Consider the following 14,796-nt stretch of genomic DNA (forward strand, 5'->3'; position numbering starts at 1 on the left):
CCGACGGGCCGCGCTTCCTGCTCACCCACGTCGAGGACATAGAGGACCGCAAGCGCCGCGAGCTCCAGCTCGCCCACCGCGCCTCGCACGACTCCCTCACCGGCCTGCCGAACTCCGCGGAACTGCGCTCGCGCCTGTCCGCCCGGCTCTGTCAGCGCCCCCAGTCCACCCATCCCGCGGTCGTCGACGCCATGGACACGGGCTTCGGCCACGTCGCCTTCGACGCCCACGGGGACGGCTTTGACTACCGGCCCGGCGGCGCGGAGTCCTTCGACGGCTACGACCACCATGTGCACACCGCCGCCCCCGAGGACGACCGCGACGACGGCGCCAAGGGGCTCGCGGTCCTCTTCTGCGACCTCGACGGCTTCAAGTCGATCAACGACCGGTTCGGGCACAACGCGGGGGACGCGGTGCTCATCGAGGTCGCCCGCCGGCTCTCCCGCCAGGTCCGCGACGGCGACACGGTCGCCCGGCTCGGCGGCGACGAGTTCGTGATCCTCGCCGACGGCCTCGGCCGCGCCGACGCCGCCGACCTCGCCGTACGCCTGCGCAACGAGATCATCCAGCCGATCCGCGCCGAGGGCCGGGCCGTGCGGGTGGGCGCCAGCTTCGGCATCGGCTGGGCGCATTGCGGGATGACCGCGGACGAAGTGCTGAAGTCCGCCGACGAGCGCATGTACGTCGAGAAACGATCTCGTCCCAAACAGCACCGACGGGCCGGATGATCACCAGGTCAGCGAGCTGATGCGGGAAGAGTCACCTGTTTGGGCCATCCGGAGCGGGTAGGCTCGCCAGTCTGACCGCATCATCGCATCCGACCCGCACTGCTGAGGAGTACCAAGGGATGACGTCCGGCAACAACGGGGCCAGCACGCCCGAGGACGACGACCCGTTCGGCTACCTCTACGCCGACGGCCAGGCCAACGGCGCCCAGCCGCCGTCCGGTGGTGGCTACGGCTACCCGAACTCGGTCAGCAGAGTGCGCGCGGTCGGCGAGCGCCGCAACGGACAGCAGTCGCAGCAGCAGACGGCGCAGTACGGACAGCCGCCCACGGTCCCGCAGCAAGCCGCGTACGGCCGGCCGAACGCGCACTACGCGGCGCCCGAGAACTTCGGCGGCGGAACCCCCACCGGTCGGCAGCCCGCGCAGAACGGCGGCGGACGCGGTCGTGGCCCGAACACCAAGGGCCTGCTGATCGGCGCGGTGGCGGTGGTCGCCGCGGTCGTGATCGGCATCGCGGTGGCGATGGCGGGCGGCGACTCCGACAAAAACGACGACAACAAGGCGGGCGCCCAGGTCTCGTCCTCGGCCGACGCGTCGGGAAGCCCCTCGCCGAGCGCGTCGGCCTCCGGTGACGACAGCAAGGCGGACCTGCCCGCCATCGACGCGAAGGCGCTGAGCCTGGGCGGCTCCGCCGCGCTGGCCTCGGACGTCAAGGGCGCGGACGCCGCCGGCGGCGTCTACGTCGGCAACCTCAACCAGGTCGGGAACTCTGTCACCTGGACGGTCGACGGCATCCCGTCCGACGGCACTTACACCGTCTTCGCGCACTACAGCGCCGCCGGTGAAGACCAGTCGATGACGCTCACCGTGAACGGCAAGACCTTCGGCAGCAAGCTCAACCTGGGTAACTTCGCCCATGCCAAGGACGGCGACTTCGCCAAGGGCTGGACGAAGACCTACGCATGGCCCGCGCTGACCAAGGGCACCAACACGATCTCGGTCTCCTGCCAGGACGGCGACAAGTGCAACGTCCTGCTCGACCAGTTGTACTTGAAGGCCGGTCAGGTCAAGAACTGACCGGCCTGCCCGGGGCTCACGCCGCCGTGGCCTCTGCGGTGAGGGTGATCGTGGGCAGCAGCGCCTCGTAGGCCGCCCGGTCGAACTCGCCCGCTGTCGGGGTCGGGACCGTCGCCGCGGACAGGGCTACCGCTCGGGACAGGCGGTCCGGCCAGGCGAGGTGTTCGACCAGGCCCGACAGCAGGCCCGCGCACACGGAGTCGCCGGCGCCCGTCGGGTTGCCGCGGGCGCGGGCCGGCGGAGTGGCGCGCCAGCGGCCCTCCGGGGTCGTCGCGACCAGGCCGCCGGCGCCGAGTGAGGCCACCACCGACCGGGCCCCGCGCCTGCGGGCGTCCTGGGTCGCGCGCAACGGCTCGTGGGAGCCGGTCAGTTCGGCGAGTTCGTCGGCGTTCGGCTTGACGATGTCCGGGCGGGCGGCGATCCCCCGGCGCAGCGGCTCCCCGCTGGTGTCCAGCAGGACGGGGACGCCCGCGGCCCGCGCCTCGCGCACCAGGAGCGCGTACGCGCCCACCGGCACCCCCGGCGGCAGGCTGCCGCACAGGGCCACCGCGTCGGCGTCGCCGAGCAGCCCCCCGTACGCCTCCTGGAAGGCGGACCACTCGGCCGGCGCGATGACCGGGCCGGGTTCGTTGAGCCGCGTGGTGTCGCCGGCGCCGGAGTCGACGACGGCGATGGTGCGGGGGGTGGCGCCGGCGACGGGCACGAGCGCGTCCGTCACCCCCGCTGTGCCGGTGAGCAGTTCCCGCACGCGCCGGCCGGTGGCGCCGCCCGTGAAACCGGTCACCGTCACCTCGTGGCCGAGGGCCGCCAGCACCCGGGCGACGTTCAGCCCCTTGCCGCCGGGCCGCTCCCGTACGTCGCTCACCCGGTGCGAGGCGCGCGGTCGCAGCGCGGGCACGTGATACGTGAGGTCGAGAGCGGTGTTCAGGGTGACGGTGAGGATCACGGGGCCGACCTCCCTCGACGGGCACGCGTACGGGCCGTAGGCGCGGCTTCCGCGCTTCCGGAGGCCTGATCATGCCAAAGAGACGGCGACCGGCCCAGTGCTCGGGTCGGCCACCGGCGCCGTACGGGCGGACGTTTCAGGCCAGTTGGGGATCCACTGCCCAAACCCCCTTGCGCATCACGCCCTTGACCTCGAAGTCCTCGTCCAGCAGGACCAGGTCGGCGTCCTTGCCGGGCTCCAGGGAGCCGATGCGGTCGTCCATGCCGATCAGGCGGGCCGGGTTGGCGGACAGGGCCGCGACCACGTCCTCGACCGGGATGCGGTCGACGGTCACCGCCCGCTGGAAGGCGCGGTCCAGCGTGAGGGTGGAGCCGGCGATCGAGCCGCCCTCCACGAGGCGGGCGACGCCCTCGCTGACCTCGACCTCCAGCGGGCCGAGCAGGTAGCGGCCGTCGCCGATGCCGGCGGCGTCCATCGCGTCCGTGATGAACGCGACCCGGCCCGGGCCCGCGTGCCGGAACGCCAGTTCCAGGGCGGCCGGGTGCAGGTGCGTGCCGTCGTTGATCAGCTCGACCGTCACCCGCTCGTCCTCCAGGAGGGCGGCGATCGGTCCGGGGGCGCGGTGCCCGAGGGGCGGCATCGCGTTGAAGAGGTGGGTGGCGACGGTGGCTCCGGCCTCGATGGCCTGAACCGTCTGCTCGTAGGTGGCGTCGGTGTGCCCGACGGCGGCGATCACGCCGTGTTCGGCGAGCAGCCGTACGGAGTCCAGGCCGCCAGGGAGTTCCGTCGCGAGGGTCAGCATCCTGGCCTGGCCGCGCGCCGCGTCGATCAGCTTGCGGACCTCGGCCGGGTCCGGGTCGCGCAGGAGCGCCTCGGAGTGCGCGCCCTTGCGGCAGGGCGAGATGAAGGGACCCTCGAAGTGGATGCCGGCCAGGTCGCCCTGCTCGGCCAGCTCGCTCAGCAGGCCGGCCTGGCGGACGAGGACGTCCATGTCGTCGGTGACGGTCGAGGCGACGAGGGTGGTGGTGCCGTGCAGGCGGTGGGTGTGGACGGCCCGGTGGACGTCCTCCGCCGTACCGGAGAAGGAGGCTCCGCCGCCGCCGTGGTTGTGCAGGTCGACGAAGCCGGGCACCAGCCAGTGTCCGGACACGTCGACGAGGGTTCCCTGCGGGGTCCCGTGCGGCGCTTCGGCGGCGATCTTCGTGCCGTCGATCGTCACGCGTCCGTCGGGCACCGTGCCGGTGGGCAGCACCACCCGGGCGCCGGTGAGCACCTGCCTGCGTGCGCCGGCAGCGGGCCGCGGGTGCGTCGTGGCCGGTCGCGCGCTCGCGGCGGGGCCGCTCGGTGTCGCGTCCCGCGCCCCTAGGGGGGTGGCCATCAGGGGGTTACCTCCATGCCGTCGGTTGTGTCGAGGAGATCCCGGGCGAGCAGTCCCGCGCCCAGGCAGCCGGCGCCGTCGCCCAGGGCCGCGGGGACGATCTCCGGGAGTTTCTGGAAGGTCACCCGGCGGCGGACCGCTTCCCGCAGCGGTGTGAACAAGGTTTCCCCGGCCTCGGCGAGCCCGCCACCGATGACGAGCGTGCGCGGGTCCAGCAGGGTGACGGCGGTGACCAGGCCGTCGGCGAGGGCGTCCACGGCTCGCTGCCAGACCCGGACGGCGTCGGGGTCTTCGGCCGCGACGGCCTTCGCGCAGTGCGCGGCGTCGGCGTCCGGGTCCCCGGCGGCCGCCGCCCACGCCTCGCCGACCGCCGCCGCCGAGGCGTACCGCTCCAGGCAGCCGCGCTGCCCGCACGGGCAGGGGGTTCCGCCGGGGCGTACGACGACATGGCCGATCTCGCCGGCGAAGCCGTGCGCGCCCGCCTCCACCCGGCCGTCGACGCCGATCGCGCCGGCGATGCCGGTGCCCAGGGCCACGAACAGGAACCGGTCCGCGCCGCGGCCCGCGCCGATCCGGCCCTCGGCGAGGCCGCCGGTGCGCACGTCGTGGCCCAGGGCGACGGGAGTGCCGAGGCGGTCGGCGAGGAGGGCGCGCAGGGGGACGTCCCGCCAGCCCAGGTTGGCCGCGTAGGCGGCGACGCCGTTCGCCTCGTCGACGATGCCGGGGACGGCGACGCCGGCCGCCGCGGCGGGTTCGCCGAACCGCTCGGCTCCTTGTTCGCGCAGGTCGGCGGCGAAGTCGAGGATGGCGGAGACCACGGCGTCGGGGCCGTGTTCGCGCCCGGTGACCCGGCGGGCGCGGTGCAGCACGGCGCCGTCCGCGCCGATGAGGGCGGCCTTCATCCCGGTGCCGCCCACGTCGAGGGCGATGACATGTCTCACGGGGACAGTGTGGCCCGCGGACCCGCGAGAGGTCTAGTCCACTGGGTGGTGTAGACCTTACTCCGGATAACGGATCCATTGGTATGAGCAATCAGTTGCTCGGCCAGTCAGACGGCGATGGGAGCGGTTCGGTGCAGCGGGCACGAAAGTCAGGGACGATCGCGGCGGCGTCCGCCCTCGGCATGGCGGCGGTCCTCGCCGGCTGCGGACTGACCGGAGGCTCCGACGACGTCACTCTCCGGCTCGTCGCCGCCGACTACGGCGACAGCGGCGCCAACAGTTCCAAGAAGTACTGGGACCAGCTCGTCAAGGCGTACGAGAAGGACCATCCGGGCGTCACCGTCGACGTCACCGTGTACTCCTGGAACGACGTCGACGCCAAGGTCAAGGCCATGGTCGACGAGGGCAGGGCCCCCGACATGGCGCAGATCGGCGCGTACGCGGACTACGCCGCCGCCGACCGGCTCTACAAGGTCGGCGACGTGGTCTCCATCCCCGTCGAGGCCGACTTCGTGCCCCGGCTCGCCGACGCGGGCAAGGTGCGCGGCGTGCAGTACGGCCTGCCGTTCGCCTCCTCCACGCGGCTGCTGTTCTACAACAAGACCCTCTTCGCCAAGGCCGGCATCAGCGCGCCCACCACCTGGGCCGAACTCGCCAAGGACGCCAGGGCGCTCAAGGCACAGGGCGTGAAGTACCCCTACGCGCTGCCCCTCGGGCCCGAGGAGGCACAGGCCGAGACCCTGCAGTGGCTGCTCAGCGGCGGGGGCGGCTACACCCAGACCGTCAGCAGCTACAGCCTCGACTCCGCCGAGAACGTCGACACGTTCGACTGGCTGAAGGACGAGCTGGTCGGCAAGGGCCTCACCGGACCGGTCGCCCCCGGCAAGCTGAACCGGGCCGCGGCGTTCGCCGCGTTCACCGCCGGCGACGTGGGCATGCTCAACGGGCATCCCTCGCTGATGAAGGCCGCCCAGCGCAAGGGCGTGAAGTTCGGCATGGTGCCGATGCCCGGCCTCGACGGCCCGAGCAAGTCCTCCCTGGGCGTCGCCGACTGGATGACCGCCTTCAAGCAGAACGGGCACCGCGAGCAGATCGGCGACTTCCTCGACTTCGTCTACAGCGAGAAGAACGTCCTCGACTTCTCCCGCGAGTACGACCTGCTGCCCGTCACCACCTCGGCCTCCCTGGTGATGGGCGCGGCCCCGCAGGACGCCGACCTCCAGCCCTTCCTGGAGGAGCTCCCGCTCTCCGAGAGCTACCCCGTCGGACGGACCTCCTGGGCCACGGTCAGCGCGGAGATCAAGAAGCGCATCGGCGGGATCGTGACCGAGAACGGCAGCCCGGCCGACGTGCTGGGCGCGCTGCAGACCGCGGCCACGGCGGCGGAGACCGCGTCCGGCGAATGAGCCGCGATGTCGGTGGGGGGCGCTACCGTGCGGGCATGGAACGGCGAGCGGACACGGACGGGCTGGGGGCGCGGGAGCGGGGCGTCCTCGCCCTGGAGCGGCGCGGCTTCCCCGGGCCCGGCGCGAAGGAGCGGGCGATACGCGAGGAGCTGGACCTGTCCCCGGTCCGCTACTACCAGCTCCTGAACGCCCTGCTCGACGACCCGCGGGCGCTGGCCCACGACCCGGTCACGGTGAACAGGCTGCGCAGGGTGCGCGAAGCGCGGCGGGCGGAGCGGTAGCCGGACCGGCCGTTGGCTATCGTCGCGGTATGGGCACCCAAGAGACGCAGCACGGGACGCACTCCACGGCACCCGGATCCCTTCCCCTCCCCGTTCCCGTCACCGCGGCCGGCCGCGCCGCGCTGGACGCGATCACGGCACGGCCGTCGGCCGCCCTGGTCGCCCTCGACTTCGACGGCACCCTGGCGCCGATCGTCGAGAACCCCGAGGACGCGCGGGCCCACCCCGGCGCCGTCCCCGCGCTCGCGGCCCTCGCGCCGAAGATCGCCGCGGTGGCCGTCGTCACCGGGCGGCCCGCCGAGGTCGCCGTGCGGCACGGCGGATTCGCCGGGGTGGACGGGCTGGCGCACCTCGCCGTCCTCGGCCACTACGGCGCCGAACGCTGGGACGCCCGCACCGGCGCCCTGAGCGCCCCCGCCCCGCACCCGGGCGTGGCCGCCGTCCGCGCCGGGCTTCCCGCGGTCCTGGCGGCGGCCGGCGACCGGCCCGGGGTCTGGATCGAGGAGAAGGGCGGCCGGGCCGTCGCCGTCCACACCCGCCGCGCCGACGACCCGCAGGCCGCCTTCGACGCCCTGCGCGGCCCCCTGACCGACCTGGCGACCCGGCACGGCCTGATCGTCGAGCCCGGCCGCATGGTCCTGGAACTGCGCCCGCCGGGCATGGACAAGGGCGTGGCCCTGCTGGAGCACGTCCGCGAGACCGGCGCCGGATCCGTCCTCTACGCCGGCGACGACCTCGGCGACCTGCCGGCCTTCGCCGCCGTGGAGCAACTCCGCTCCGAGGGCGTCCCCGGCCTGCTGGTGTGCAGCGGCAGCGCCGAGGTCGGCGAGCTGGCGGAGCGCGCCGACCTCGTCGTGGACGGGCCGGACGGGGTCGTCGCGCTGCTGCGGGCGCTCGCCGCTCAGCTGGGCTGAGGCTCGCGCAGGGCGTTCAGCTGGTCCAGGAACCACCGGGCCGGGGGGAGCGCGGTCGCCGCCGCCGACAGGCGCTCGGTGCGCTCCGCCCGCTCCCGCGGCTCCATCGTCAGCCCCTCGTGCAGGGCCCGGGCGGTCTCCAGGACGTCGTAGGGGTTGACGACGATCGCGTCGTCGCGCAGCTCCCAGTACGCCCCGGCCTCCCGGGACAGGACCAGCGCGCAGCCCTCGTCGGAGACGACCGGCACTTCCTTGGCGACCAGGTTCATGCCGTCGCGGATGGGGTTGACCAGAGCCACGTCGGCCAGCCGGTAGGCGGCCAGCGAGCGGGCGAAGTCGTCCTTGAGGTTCAGCAGGACCGGCGTCCAGCCGGGCGTGCCGTAGGCGGAGTTGATCTCCTCCGTCAGCTGCCGCACCTGGGCCATGTAGTCCCGGTAGACGGCCAGGTCCTGGCGCGAGGGGTAGGCGAAGGCCACGTGCACCACCCGCTCGTGCCACTCCGGGTGGTCGTCGAGGAGCTGCCGGTAGGCCAGCAGACCGCGCACGATGTTCTTGGACAGCTCGGTGCGGTCGACGCGGACGATCGTCCTGCGTCCCTCGCCGATCTCCGCGCGCAGGGCGGCCATGCGCTCGTCGACGTCCGGCCGGCGCGAGCGCTCCCGCAGGAAGTCGCCGTCCGCGCCCAGACCGTGCACGCCCACCCGCGTCTTGCCCGGCCCCCCGGCGAACTCCGTGCAGCAGGCGCTGAACGCGTCCGCCCAGCGACGGGTCAGGAAGCCCAGGCGGTCCGCGCCGAGCATGCCCGTCAGCAGCCGCTCGCGGATGTCGTCGGGCAGCAGGCCGAAGTAGTCCACCGGCGCCCAGGGCGTGTGTGAGAAGTGGCCGATCCGCAGGTCCGGCCGCAGTTCGCGGAGCATCCCGGGGACCAGACACAGGTGGTAGTCCTGGACGAGGACGGCGGCGCCGTCCGCCGCCTCCTGCGCCAGCGCCTCCGCGAAGGCCCGGTTGTACGTCTCGTAGGCCGCCCACTGGCGGCGGAACTCCGCGTCGAAGACCGGCTCCAACGGCGTCTGGTACAGCATGTGGTGGACGAACCAGAGCACCGAGTTGGCGATGCCGTTGTAGGCGTCGGCGTGCACGTCGGCCGGGACGGGCAGCATCCGCACGCCCTCCTCGCCGACCCCGCGCGCGACCGCCTCCCGGTCACCGTCGGAGAGCGCCGAGCACACCCAGAGGGCGTCCGCCTCGGGGCCGATGGCCGACAGCCCGGAGACCAGCCCGCCGCCGCCGCGTTTCGCGTGCAGTGAGCCGTCCTCGCGCACCTCGTAGGAGACCGGGCCGCGATTGGACGCGACCAGCACCTGAGCAGTACCCCGAGCAGCCGTTTCGTGCGTGGTAGACATACGCCTCAACCTAGCCCGGCCTCCGAAGGCCCAAACGTTCGCACCCGTTCGCCCGGGGCCATCTCGTCACCCGGGCGGCGGGGGCCATGGCGTGGCCCGCGGTCAGGCCACCTTGCGGGTCGCGTACTCGGCGATCTGCGTCATCGGCGGGCGTTCCTCGGTGTCCACGGAGTAGGTGCGCGGCTCGAAGCCCTCCGCGCCCCGCTCGAACTGGGTGAGGGCCGGGCGGATCAGGTGTCCGCGGGCCAGCCGCAGCTGCGCGGTGCGGTAGATGGCCGCCGCCATCCGGCCGAGGGCCTGGCCGTCCTGGTGGCGGTGCTTGCGCACGCCGACGTCGACCTGGGCGAGGGCGTCCAGGCCCACCAGGTGCAGGGCGTCGACCAGCATGCCCAGCTCCACGCCGTAGCCGACGGGGAAGGGCAGCTGCTCCAGCAGGGTGCGGCGGGCCGCGTACTCGCCGCCGAGCGGCTGCACGAACCCGGCCAGCTGCGGCCAGTGCATGTTGAGCAGCGGGCGGGCCATGAGTTCGGTGACCCTCCCGCCCTGGCCGGCGGCCCCGCCGAGGGGACGGTCGTACATGGCCTTGACGAGGTCCACGTCCGGGTCGGTGAGCAGCGGGCCGACGATCCCCGCGACGAAGTCGGAGGAGAACTCCCGCAGGTCCGCGTCGATGAAACAGACGACGTCCCCGCTGGTGACCAGCAGCGAGCGCCACAGGACCTCGCCCTTGCCGGGCACGGCCGGTATGCGCGGCAGGATGGCGTCGCGGTGGACGACCCGCGCGCCGGCCGCCGCGGCGACCTCCGAGGTGCGGTCGGTCGATCCCGAGTCGACGACGACGATCTCGTCGACGAGCGGGACCTGGTGCATGAGGTCGTGACGGATGACGGCGACGATGTCGCCGACCGTCTCCTCCTCGTTCAACGCGGGCAGGACGACGGACACCGTCTGGTTCGTGGCACGCTTCGCGGCCAGGACGCGGTGCAGCGGGCGATCGGTCACCGACCAGGAGCGGGTGGCCAGCCAGCGCTCGGTTTCTTCCAGCACAGTCCACGGCTCCTCACTGTCGTGATCACACCGGGTGCACGGGAGGTGACCGTGTGATCCATCTCGCGGTTCGGACGACTCTCTCAACTGTCCTGGCCTTCGGTTACAGTCTTGAACAACGCGGATGACCATCGCATGTCCGAGGTCCCCGCCGTTCACAACTTCATACCGCTCATCCAGAGGGGCAGAGGGACACGGCCCGATGAAGCCCCGGCAACCCTCCAGCCGGTCTCGTACCGCTCACCGATCCGCTTCGGTGACGGCTCCGCGAGGCTCCCGGCTCGGGAAGGTGCCAAATCCGTCTCACGGCGAGATGCGTCGTGAGGAAGATGAGGAGAAAGGGCCTCGCCTCACATGGCTGCGCAGACTGTTGCAAGCACCACCGACCCTACGCCGACCTCTTCCGTGGACCTCGGTCCCGCCGCGGCGCTGAGCTGCCGAGAGTGCGGTCACCGCGTCCCCCTCGGCCCGGTCTTCGCCTGCGAGGAGTGTTTCGGCCCGCTCGAGATCGCCTACGACTTCTCCTCCTACGACACGGAGGAGCTCCGCAAGCGCATCGAGGCGGGACCCGCGAACATCTGGCGCTACGCGCCGCTCCTGCCCGTCCCGGCCGACGTGGCGGACAAGCCGAACATCAACCCCGGCTGGACCAAGCTCGTGCAGGCCGACAACCTCGCCCGCGAGCTGGGCGTCGACGCCGGGAAGCTGTTCGTCAAGGACGACTCCGGCAACCCGACGCACTCCTTCAAGGACCGCGTGGTCGCCCAGGCCATCGAGGCCGCCCGCGCGTTCGGCTTCACCACGCTGTCCTGCTCCTCCACCGGCAACCTGGCCGGCGCGGTGGGCGCGGCGGCCGCCCGGGCCGGGTTCCGGTCCTGCGTGTTCATCCCGCACGACCTGGAGCAGGGCAAGGTCGTCATGGCCGCGATCTACGGCGGCGAACTCGTCGGCATCGAGGGCAACTACGACGACGTCAACCGCTTCTGCTCCGAGCTCATCGGCGATGCGGCGGGCGAGGGCTGGGGCTTCGTCAACGTCAACCTGCGGCCGTACTACGCCGAGGGGTCCAAGACGCTGGCCTACGAGATCTGCGAGCAGCTCGGCTGGCGCCTGCCCGACCAGCTCGTCGTGCCGATCGCCTCCGGCTCGCAGCTCACGAAGATCGACAAGGGGCTGCAGGAGCTGATCAAGCTCGGGCTCGTCGAGGACAAGCCGTACAAGATCTTCGGCGCGCAGGCGGAGGGCTGCTCCCCGGTGTCGGTGGCCTACAAGGCCGGGCACGACGTGGTGCGCCCCCAGAAGCCGAACACCATCGCCAAGTCGCTGGCCATCGGCAACCCGGCGGACGGCCCCTACGTCCTCGACATCGCCCGGCGCACCGGCGGCGCGGTGGAGGACGTGAACGACGAGCAGGTCGTCGACGCGATCAAGCTCCTGGCGCGGACCGAGGGCATCTTCGCGGAGACCGCCGGCGGGGTGACGGTGGGCGTGACGCGCAAGCTGATCGAGAACGGTCTCCTCGACCCCACGAAGACGACCGTCGTCCTCAACACGGGCGACGGCCTGAAGACCCTGGACGCGGTGGCCGGCACCGGCCTGACCGCGACCATCCGCCCGACCCTGGACTCTTTCCGAGAGGCTGGCCTCGCATGAGCGTCAACGTCCGCATCCCGACCATCCTGCGCACCTACACGGGCGGCAAGGCCGAGGTCGCCGCCGAGGGGACGACCCTGGGCGAGGTCATCTCCGATCTGGAGAAGAACCACACCGGCATCGCCGCGCGCGTCCTGGACGACCAGGGCAAGCTGCGCCGGTTCGTCAACGTGTACGTGAACGACGACGACGTGCGCTTCGAGCAGGGTCTGGAGACGGCGACGCCCGACGGCGCCGGCGTCTCGATCATCCCCGCCGTGGCCGGTGGCTGACCGCTGTTCCGTACCCGCCGGTAGTAACCGTCGGTAACAGCGATTACCGAGTGTTCATCGAATTGCCCTCTCCGCGATAGAAGCGGAGGGGGCAATTCGATGTGGTTGAGCGCGATACAGTTGGGGAACCCGGTCCGGATCATCGGATCCGGAGCCTTTGATTTCTGCCCCGGCCCGACAAGAAGCAGCCAAAGTGCGTGCTCCTTCTGTGGCTTTTGCGGCTTTTACAGGGCCCGACTTGCCCTGAATTCAGGTGAATTCTCGCCACATTCCGGATCCCTTGCGTCCAGAATTCTCGTCCGACTGACCTGTTGCAGAGGGCAGTTGGACAGATACATTCGGCCGCGGTCGACGCGTTCCGGCGCACGCCCCCAACCAATGGGGGGTGAGGTATGACCCGGATCCGCGAAGTGTGGATCTGTGCAAGGGCCAGTAATAGGGGAGTTAGGCATGGCTCAGGGCACCGTCAAGTGGTTCAACGCGGAGAAGGGGTACGGCTTCATCGCGGTCGACGGTGGTGCGGATGTTTTCGTCCACTACAGCGCGATTCAGATGGACGGCTACCGCACCCTGGAAGAGGGTCAGCGGGTCGATTTCGAGATCTCGCAGGGCCAGAAGGGGCCGCAGGCGGACATGGTCCGACTCGCGACCGGCTGAAGCACGCGCCGACTGACAGCGTCGTTCTTCTGTACATCTGTCGAAGGGCTCGCACCTCCTCGGGGTGCGAGCCCTTCGGTGCGCCCGCGCACGCGCACGTGCCCGCGGCCGGGCACGCCCGCGGCTGGTCGGCGGGCGTGTCCGGAAGGGGGCGCGCGAGGGGTCCGGAAGGGCGTCGTTCTCGGGGAGGCGCTTGCACTCTCAGGGGTCGAGTGCTAATCATTGGCGTTAGCACTCTGAAGGTGAGAGTGACAACGAAGGACCGGGTCGGTGAGGCCCGCAGGCCAGGTGGGGCAAGGAACCACGAGGCCGGCGAGCCGTCCGTCGCGGGCGCCAGCGCGGTCCGGAGCAATCCACCCCAGTCCGGGAGGACCACTTCACATGGCCAAGATCATCGCGTTCGACGAGGAGGCACGGCGCGGCCTCGAGCGCGGCATGAACCAGCTCGCGGACGCCGTGAAGGTGACGCTCGGCCCCAAGGGCCGCAACGTCGTCCTCGAGAAGAAGTGGGGCGCCCCCACGATCACCAACGATGGTGTCTCCATCGCCAAGGAGATCGAGCTCGAGGACCCGTACGAGAAGATCGGCGCCGAGCTGGTCAAGGAAGTCGCGAAGAAGACGGACGACGTAGCCGGTGACGGCACGACGACCGCGACTGTCCTGGCCCAGGCCCTGGTCAAGGAAGGCCTGCGCAACGTCGCCGCCGGCGCCAACCCGATGGCCCTCAAGCGTGGCATCGAGAAGGCCGTCGAGGCCGTCTCCGGCGCCCTGCTGGAGCAGGCGAAGGATGTCGAGACCAAGGAGCAGATCGCTTCCACGGCCTCCATCTCCGCCGCCGACACCCAGATCGGCGAGCTCATCGCCGAGGCCATGGACAAGGTCGGCAAGGAAGGCGTCATCACGGTCGAGGAGTCCCAGACCTTCGGTCTGGAGCTCGAGCTCACCGAGGGCATGCGCTTCGACAAGGGCTACATCTCGGCGTACTTCGCCACCGACATGGAGCGTATGGAGGCCGTCCTCGACGACCCGTACATCCTCATCGCGAACTCCAAGATCGCGAACGTCAAGGACCTGCTCCCGCTCCTCGAGAAGGTCATGCAGTCGGGCAAGCCGCTGCTGATCATCGCCGAGGACGTCGAGGGCGAGGCCCTGTCGACCCTGGTCGTCAACAAGATCCGCGGCACCTTCAAGTCCGTCGCGGTCAAGGCCCCCGGCTTCGGCGACCGCCGCAAGGCGATGCTGAACGACATCGCCATCCTCACCGGTGGCGAGGTCATCTCCGAGGAGGTCGGTCTCAAGCTCGAGAACACGACCATCGACCTGCTCGGCAAGGCCCGCAAGGTCGTCATCACCAAGGACGAGACCACCATCGTCGACGGCGCCGGTTCCTCGGACCAGGTCGCCGGCCGGGTCAACCAGATCCGCGCCGAGATCGAGAACAGCGACTCGGACTACGACCGCGAGAAGCTGCAGGAGCGCCTGGCGAAGCTCGCCGGCGGTGTCGCGGTCATCAAGGCCGGCGCCGCCACCGAGGTGGAGCTCAAGGAGCGCAAGCACCGCATCGAGGACGCCGTCCGCAACGCGAAGGCCGCCGTCGAGGAGGGCATCGTCGCCGGTGGTGGCGTGGCGCTCATCCAGGCTTCCGCCGTCTTCGAGAAGCTGGAGCTCGAGGGTGACGAGGCGACCGGCGCCAACGCCGTGCGCATCGCACTGGAGGCCCCGCTCAAGCAGATCGCCGTCAACGGCGGTCTCGAGGGTGGCGTCGTCGTGGAGAAGGTCCGCAACCTTCCCATCGGCCACGGCCTCAACGCCGCGACCGGTGAGTACGTCGACATGATCGCCGAGGGCATCATCGACCCGGCGAAGGTGACGCGCTCTGCCCTGCAGAACGCCGCCTCCATCGCCGCGCTGTTCCTGACCACCGAGGCCGTCATCGCCGACAAGCCGGAGAAGGCGTCCGCGCCCGCCGGCGGCGGCATGCCGGGCGGTGACATGGACTTCTGATCGACCTCACGGTTGATCGCCTGTCCTTCGACCGAGGGCGGCACTTCCCGGAAACGGGGGGTGCCGCCCTCGGGCGTTCCCGGGGTGCGC

At 71.5% G+C, this 14,796-nt stretch carries 14 protein-coding genes and 1 riboswitch; of the genes, 9 read left to right on the forward strand and 5 right to left on the reverse strand.

Going from position 1 to position 14,796, the window contains the following annotated elements:
- The coding region (locus ACFVYK_RS25280; RefSeq protein ID WP_389777929.1) for a diguanylate cyclase domain-containing protein at positions 1–728 on the forward strand (728 nt) is incomplete at its 5' end.
- A 119-nt stretch (positions 729–847) separates the two neighbouring features.
- Positions 848–1,804, forward strand: a complete 957-nt coding sequence (locus tag ACFVYK_RS25285) for a carbohydrate-binding protein (protein ID WP_389777931.1) — start codon at positions 848–850, stop codon at positions 1,802–1,804.
- Between the two features lie 16 nt (positions 1,805–1,820).
- Here ACFVYK_RS25285 and ACFVYK_RS25290 read toward each other — a convergent pair whose 3' ends face one another.
- From ACFVYK_RS25290 to ACFVYK_RS25300, 3 genes are all read right to left on the reverse strand, one after another.
- Positions 1,821–2,750, reverse strand: a complete 930-nt coding sequence (locus tag ACFVYK_RS25290; protein WP_389777933.1) for a 1-phosphofructokinase family hexose kinase — start codon at positions 2,748–2,750, stop codon at positions 1,821–1,823.
- Positions 2,751–2,886: 136 nt separating this feature from the next.
- Complete coding sequence (gene nagA / locus ACFVYK_RS25295) at positions 2,887–4,128, reverse strand: N-acetylglucosamine-6-phosphate deacetylase (RefSeq protein ID WP_389777935.1); 1,242 nt, start codon at positions 4,126–4,128, stop codon at positions 2,887–2,889.
- The gene (locus ACFVYK_RS25300; RefSeq protein ID WP_389777937.1) at positions 4,128–5,069 is read right to left on the reverse strand and encodes an ROK family protein; all 942 of its coding nucleotides are present in this window, start codon (positions 5,067–5,069) and stop codon (positions 4,128–4,130) included. The genes nagA and ACFVYK_RS25300 overlap by 1 nt, the downstream gene beginning before the upstream one ends.
- Positions 5,070–5,251: 182 nt before the next feature.
- Between ACFVYK_RS25300 and ACFVYK_RS25305 the strand changes: the two genes are divergently transcribed.
- From ACFVYK_RS25305 to otsB, 3 genes are read left to right on the forward strand one after another with little or no spacing between them, the layout of a single operon-like run.
- On the forward strand, positions 5,252–6,475 hold the full coding sequence (locus tag ACFVYK_RS25305) for an ABC transporter substrate-binding protein (RefSeq protein WP_389778016.1): 1,224 nt from the start codon (positions 5,252–5,254) through the stop codon (positions 6,473–6,475).
- A 35-nt stretch (positions 6,476–6,510) separates the two neighbouring features.
- Positions 6,511–6,756: a DUF3263 domain-containing protein gene (locus ACFVYK_RS25310; RefSeq protein WP_069770550.1), complete on the forward strand. Its 246-nt coding sequence runs from the start codon at positions 6,511–6,513 to the stop codon at positions 6,754–6,756.
- Between the two features lie 29 nt (positions 6,757–6,785).
- Positions 6,786–7,670 carry a trehalose-phosphatase gene (gene otsB / locus ACFVYK_RS25315; RefSeq protein ID WP_389777939.1) on the forward strand — a complete coding sequence of 295 codons (885 nt, stop codon included), beginning with the start codon at positions 6,786–6,788 and terminating at the stop codon, positions 7,668–7,670.
- Here otsB and ACFVYK_RS25320 read toward each other — a convergent pair.
- Positions 7,658–9,073 carry a trehalose-6-phosphate synthase gene (locus tag ACFVYK_RS25320; RefSeq protein ID WP_389777940.1) on the reverse strand — a complete coding sequence of 472 codons (1,416 nt, stop codon included), beginning with the start codon at positions 9,071–9,073 and terminating at the stop codon, positions 7,658–7,660. The two genes, otsB and ACFVYK_RS25320, sit on opposite strands and share 13 nt — an antisense overlap.
- Positions 9,074–9,175: 102 nt before the next feature.
- Complete coding sequence (locus ACFVYK_RS25325; protein WP_389777942.1) at positions 9,176–10,120, reverse strand: glucosyl-3-phosphoglycerate synthase; 945 nt, start codon at positions 10,118–10,120, stop codon at positions 9,176–9,178.
- 169 nt (positions 10,121–10,289) lie between these two features.
- Positions 10,290–10,456, forward strand: a riboswitch (SAM riboswitch).
- A gap of 18 nt (positions 10,457–10,474) precedes the next feature.
- On the opposite strand from ACFVYK_RS25325, the gene thrC reads away from it, so the two are divergent.
- The 4 genes from thrC (at position 10,475) to groL (ending at position 14,706) form a co-directional block, all read left to right on the forward strand.
- Complete coding sequence (gene thrC / locus ACFVYK_RS25330; RefSeq protein ID WP_389777944.1) at positions 10,475–11,773, forward strand: threonine synthase; 1,299 nt, start codon at positions 10,475–10,477, stop codon at positions 11,771–11,773.
- Positions 11,770–12,045, forward strand: a complete 276-nt coding sequence (locus ACFVYK_RS25335; RefSeq protein WP_389777945.1) for a MoaD/ThiS family protein — start codon at positions 11,770–11,772, stop codon at positions 12,043–12,045. Before thrC ends, ACFVYK_RS25335 begins: the two co-directional genes overlap by 4 nt.
- Positions 12,046–12,495: 450 nt before the next feature.
- Complete coding sequence (locus tag ACFVYK_RS25340; RefSeq protein ID WP_007493268.1) at positions 12,496–12,702, forward strand: cold-shock protein; 207 nt, start codon at positions 12,496–12,498, stop codon at positions 12,700–12,702.
- Between the two features lie 381 nt (positions 12,703–13,083).
- Positions 13,084–14,706: a chaperonin GroEL gene (groL, locus tag ACFVYK_RS25345; RefSeq protein ID WP_355706037.1), complete on the forward strand. Its 1,623-nt coding sequence runs from the start codon at positions 13,084–13,086 to the stop codon at positions 14,704–14,706.
- Positions 14,707–14,796 lie beyond the last annotated feature (90 nt).

Origin of the sequence: Streptomyces sp. NPDC058291 (genome assembly GCF_042880855.1) — a bacterium.
Taxonomy (GTDB): Bacteria; Actinomycetota; Actinomycetes; order Streptomycetales; family Streptomycetaceae; genus Streptomyces.

Coding starts and splice junctions, on each gene's coding strand:
- nagA (WP_389777935.1), bottom strand. CDS start 4,128: ATGGCCACCCCCCTAGGGGCGCGGGACGCGACACCGAGCGGCCCCGCC.
- ACFVYK_RS25335 (WP_389777945.1), top strand. CDS start 11,770: ATGAGCGTCAACGTCCGCATCCCGACCATCCTGCGCACCTACACGGGC.
- ACFVYK_RS25310 (WP_069770550.1), top strand. CDS start 6,511: ATGGAACGGCGAGCGGACACGGACGGGCTGGGGGCGCGGGAGCGGGGC.
- ACFVYK_RS25340 (WP_007493268.1), top strand. CDS start 12,496: ATGGCTCAGGGCACCGTCAAGTGGTTCAACGCGGAGAAGGGGTACGGC.
- otsB (WP_389777939.1), top strand. CDS start 6,786: ATGGGCACCCAAGAGACGCAGCACGGGACGCACTCCACGGCACCCGGA.
- thrC (WP_389777944.1), top strand. CDS start 10,475: ATGGCTGCGCAGACTGTTGCAAGCACCACCGACCCTACGCCGACCTCT.
- groL (WP_355706037.1), top strand. CDS start 13,084: ATGGCCAAGATCATCGCGTTCGACGAGGAGGCACGGCGCGGCCTCGAG.
- ACFVYK_RS25285 (WP_389777931.1), top strand. CDS start 848: ATGACGTCCGGCAACAACGGGGCCAGCACGCCCGAGGACGACGACCCG.
- ACFVYK_RS25305 (WP_389778016.1), top strand. CDS start 5,252: ATGGCGGCGGTCCTCGCCGGCTGCGGACTGACCGGAGGCTCCGACGAC.
- ACFVYK_RS25320 (WP_389777940.1), bottom strand. CDS start 9,073: ATGTCTACCACGCACGAAACGGCTGCTCGGGGTACTGCTCAGGTGCTG.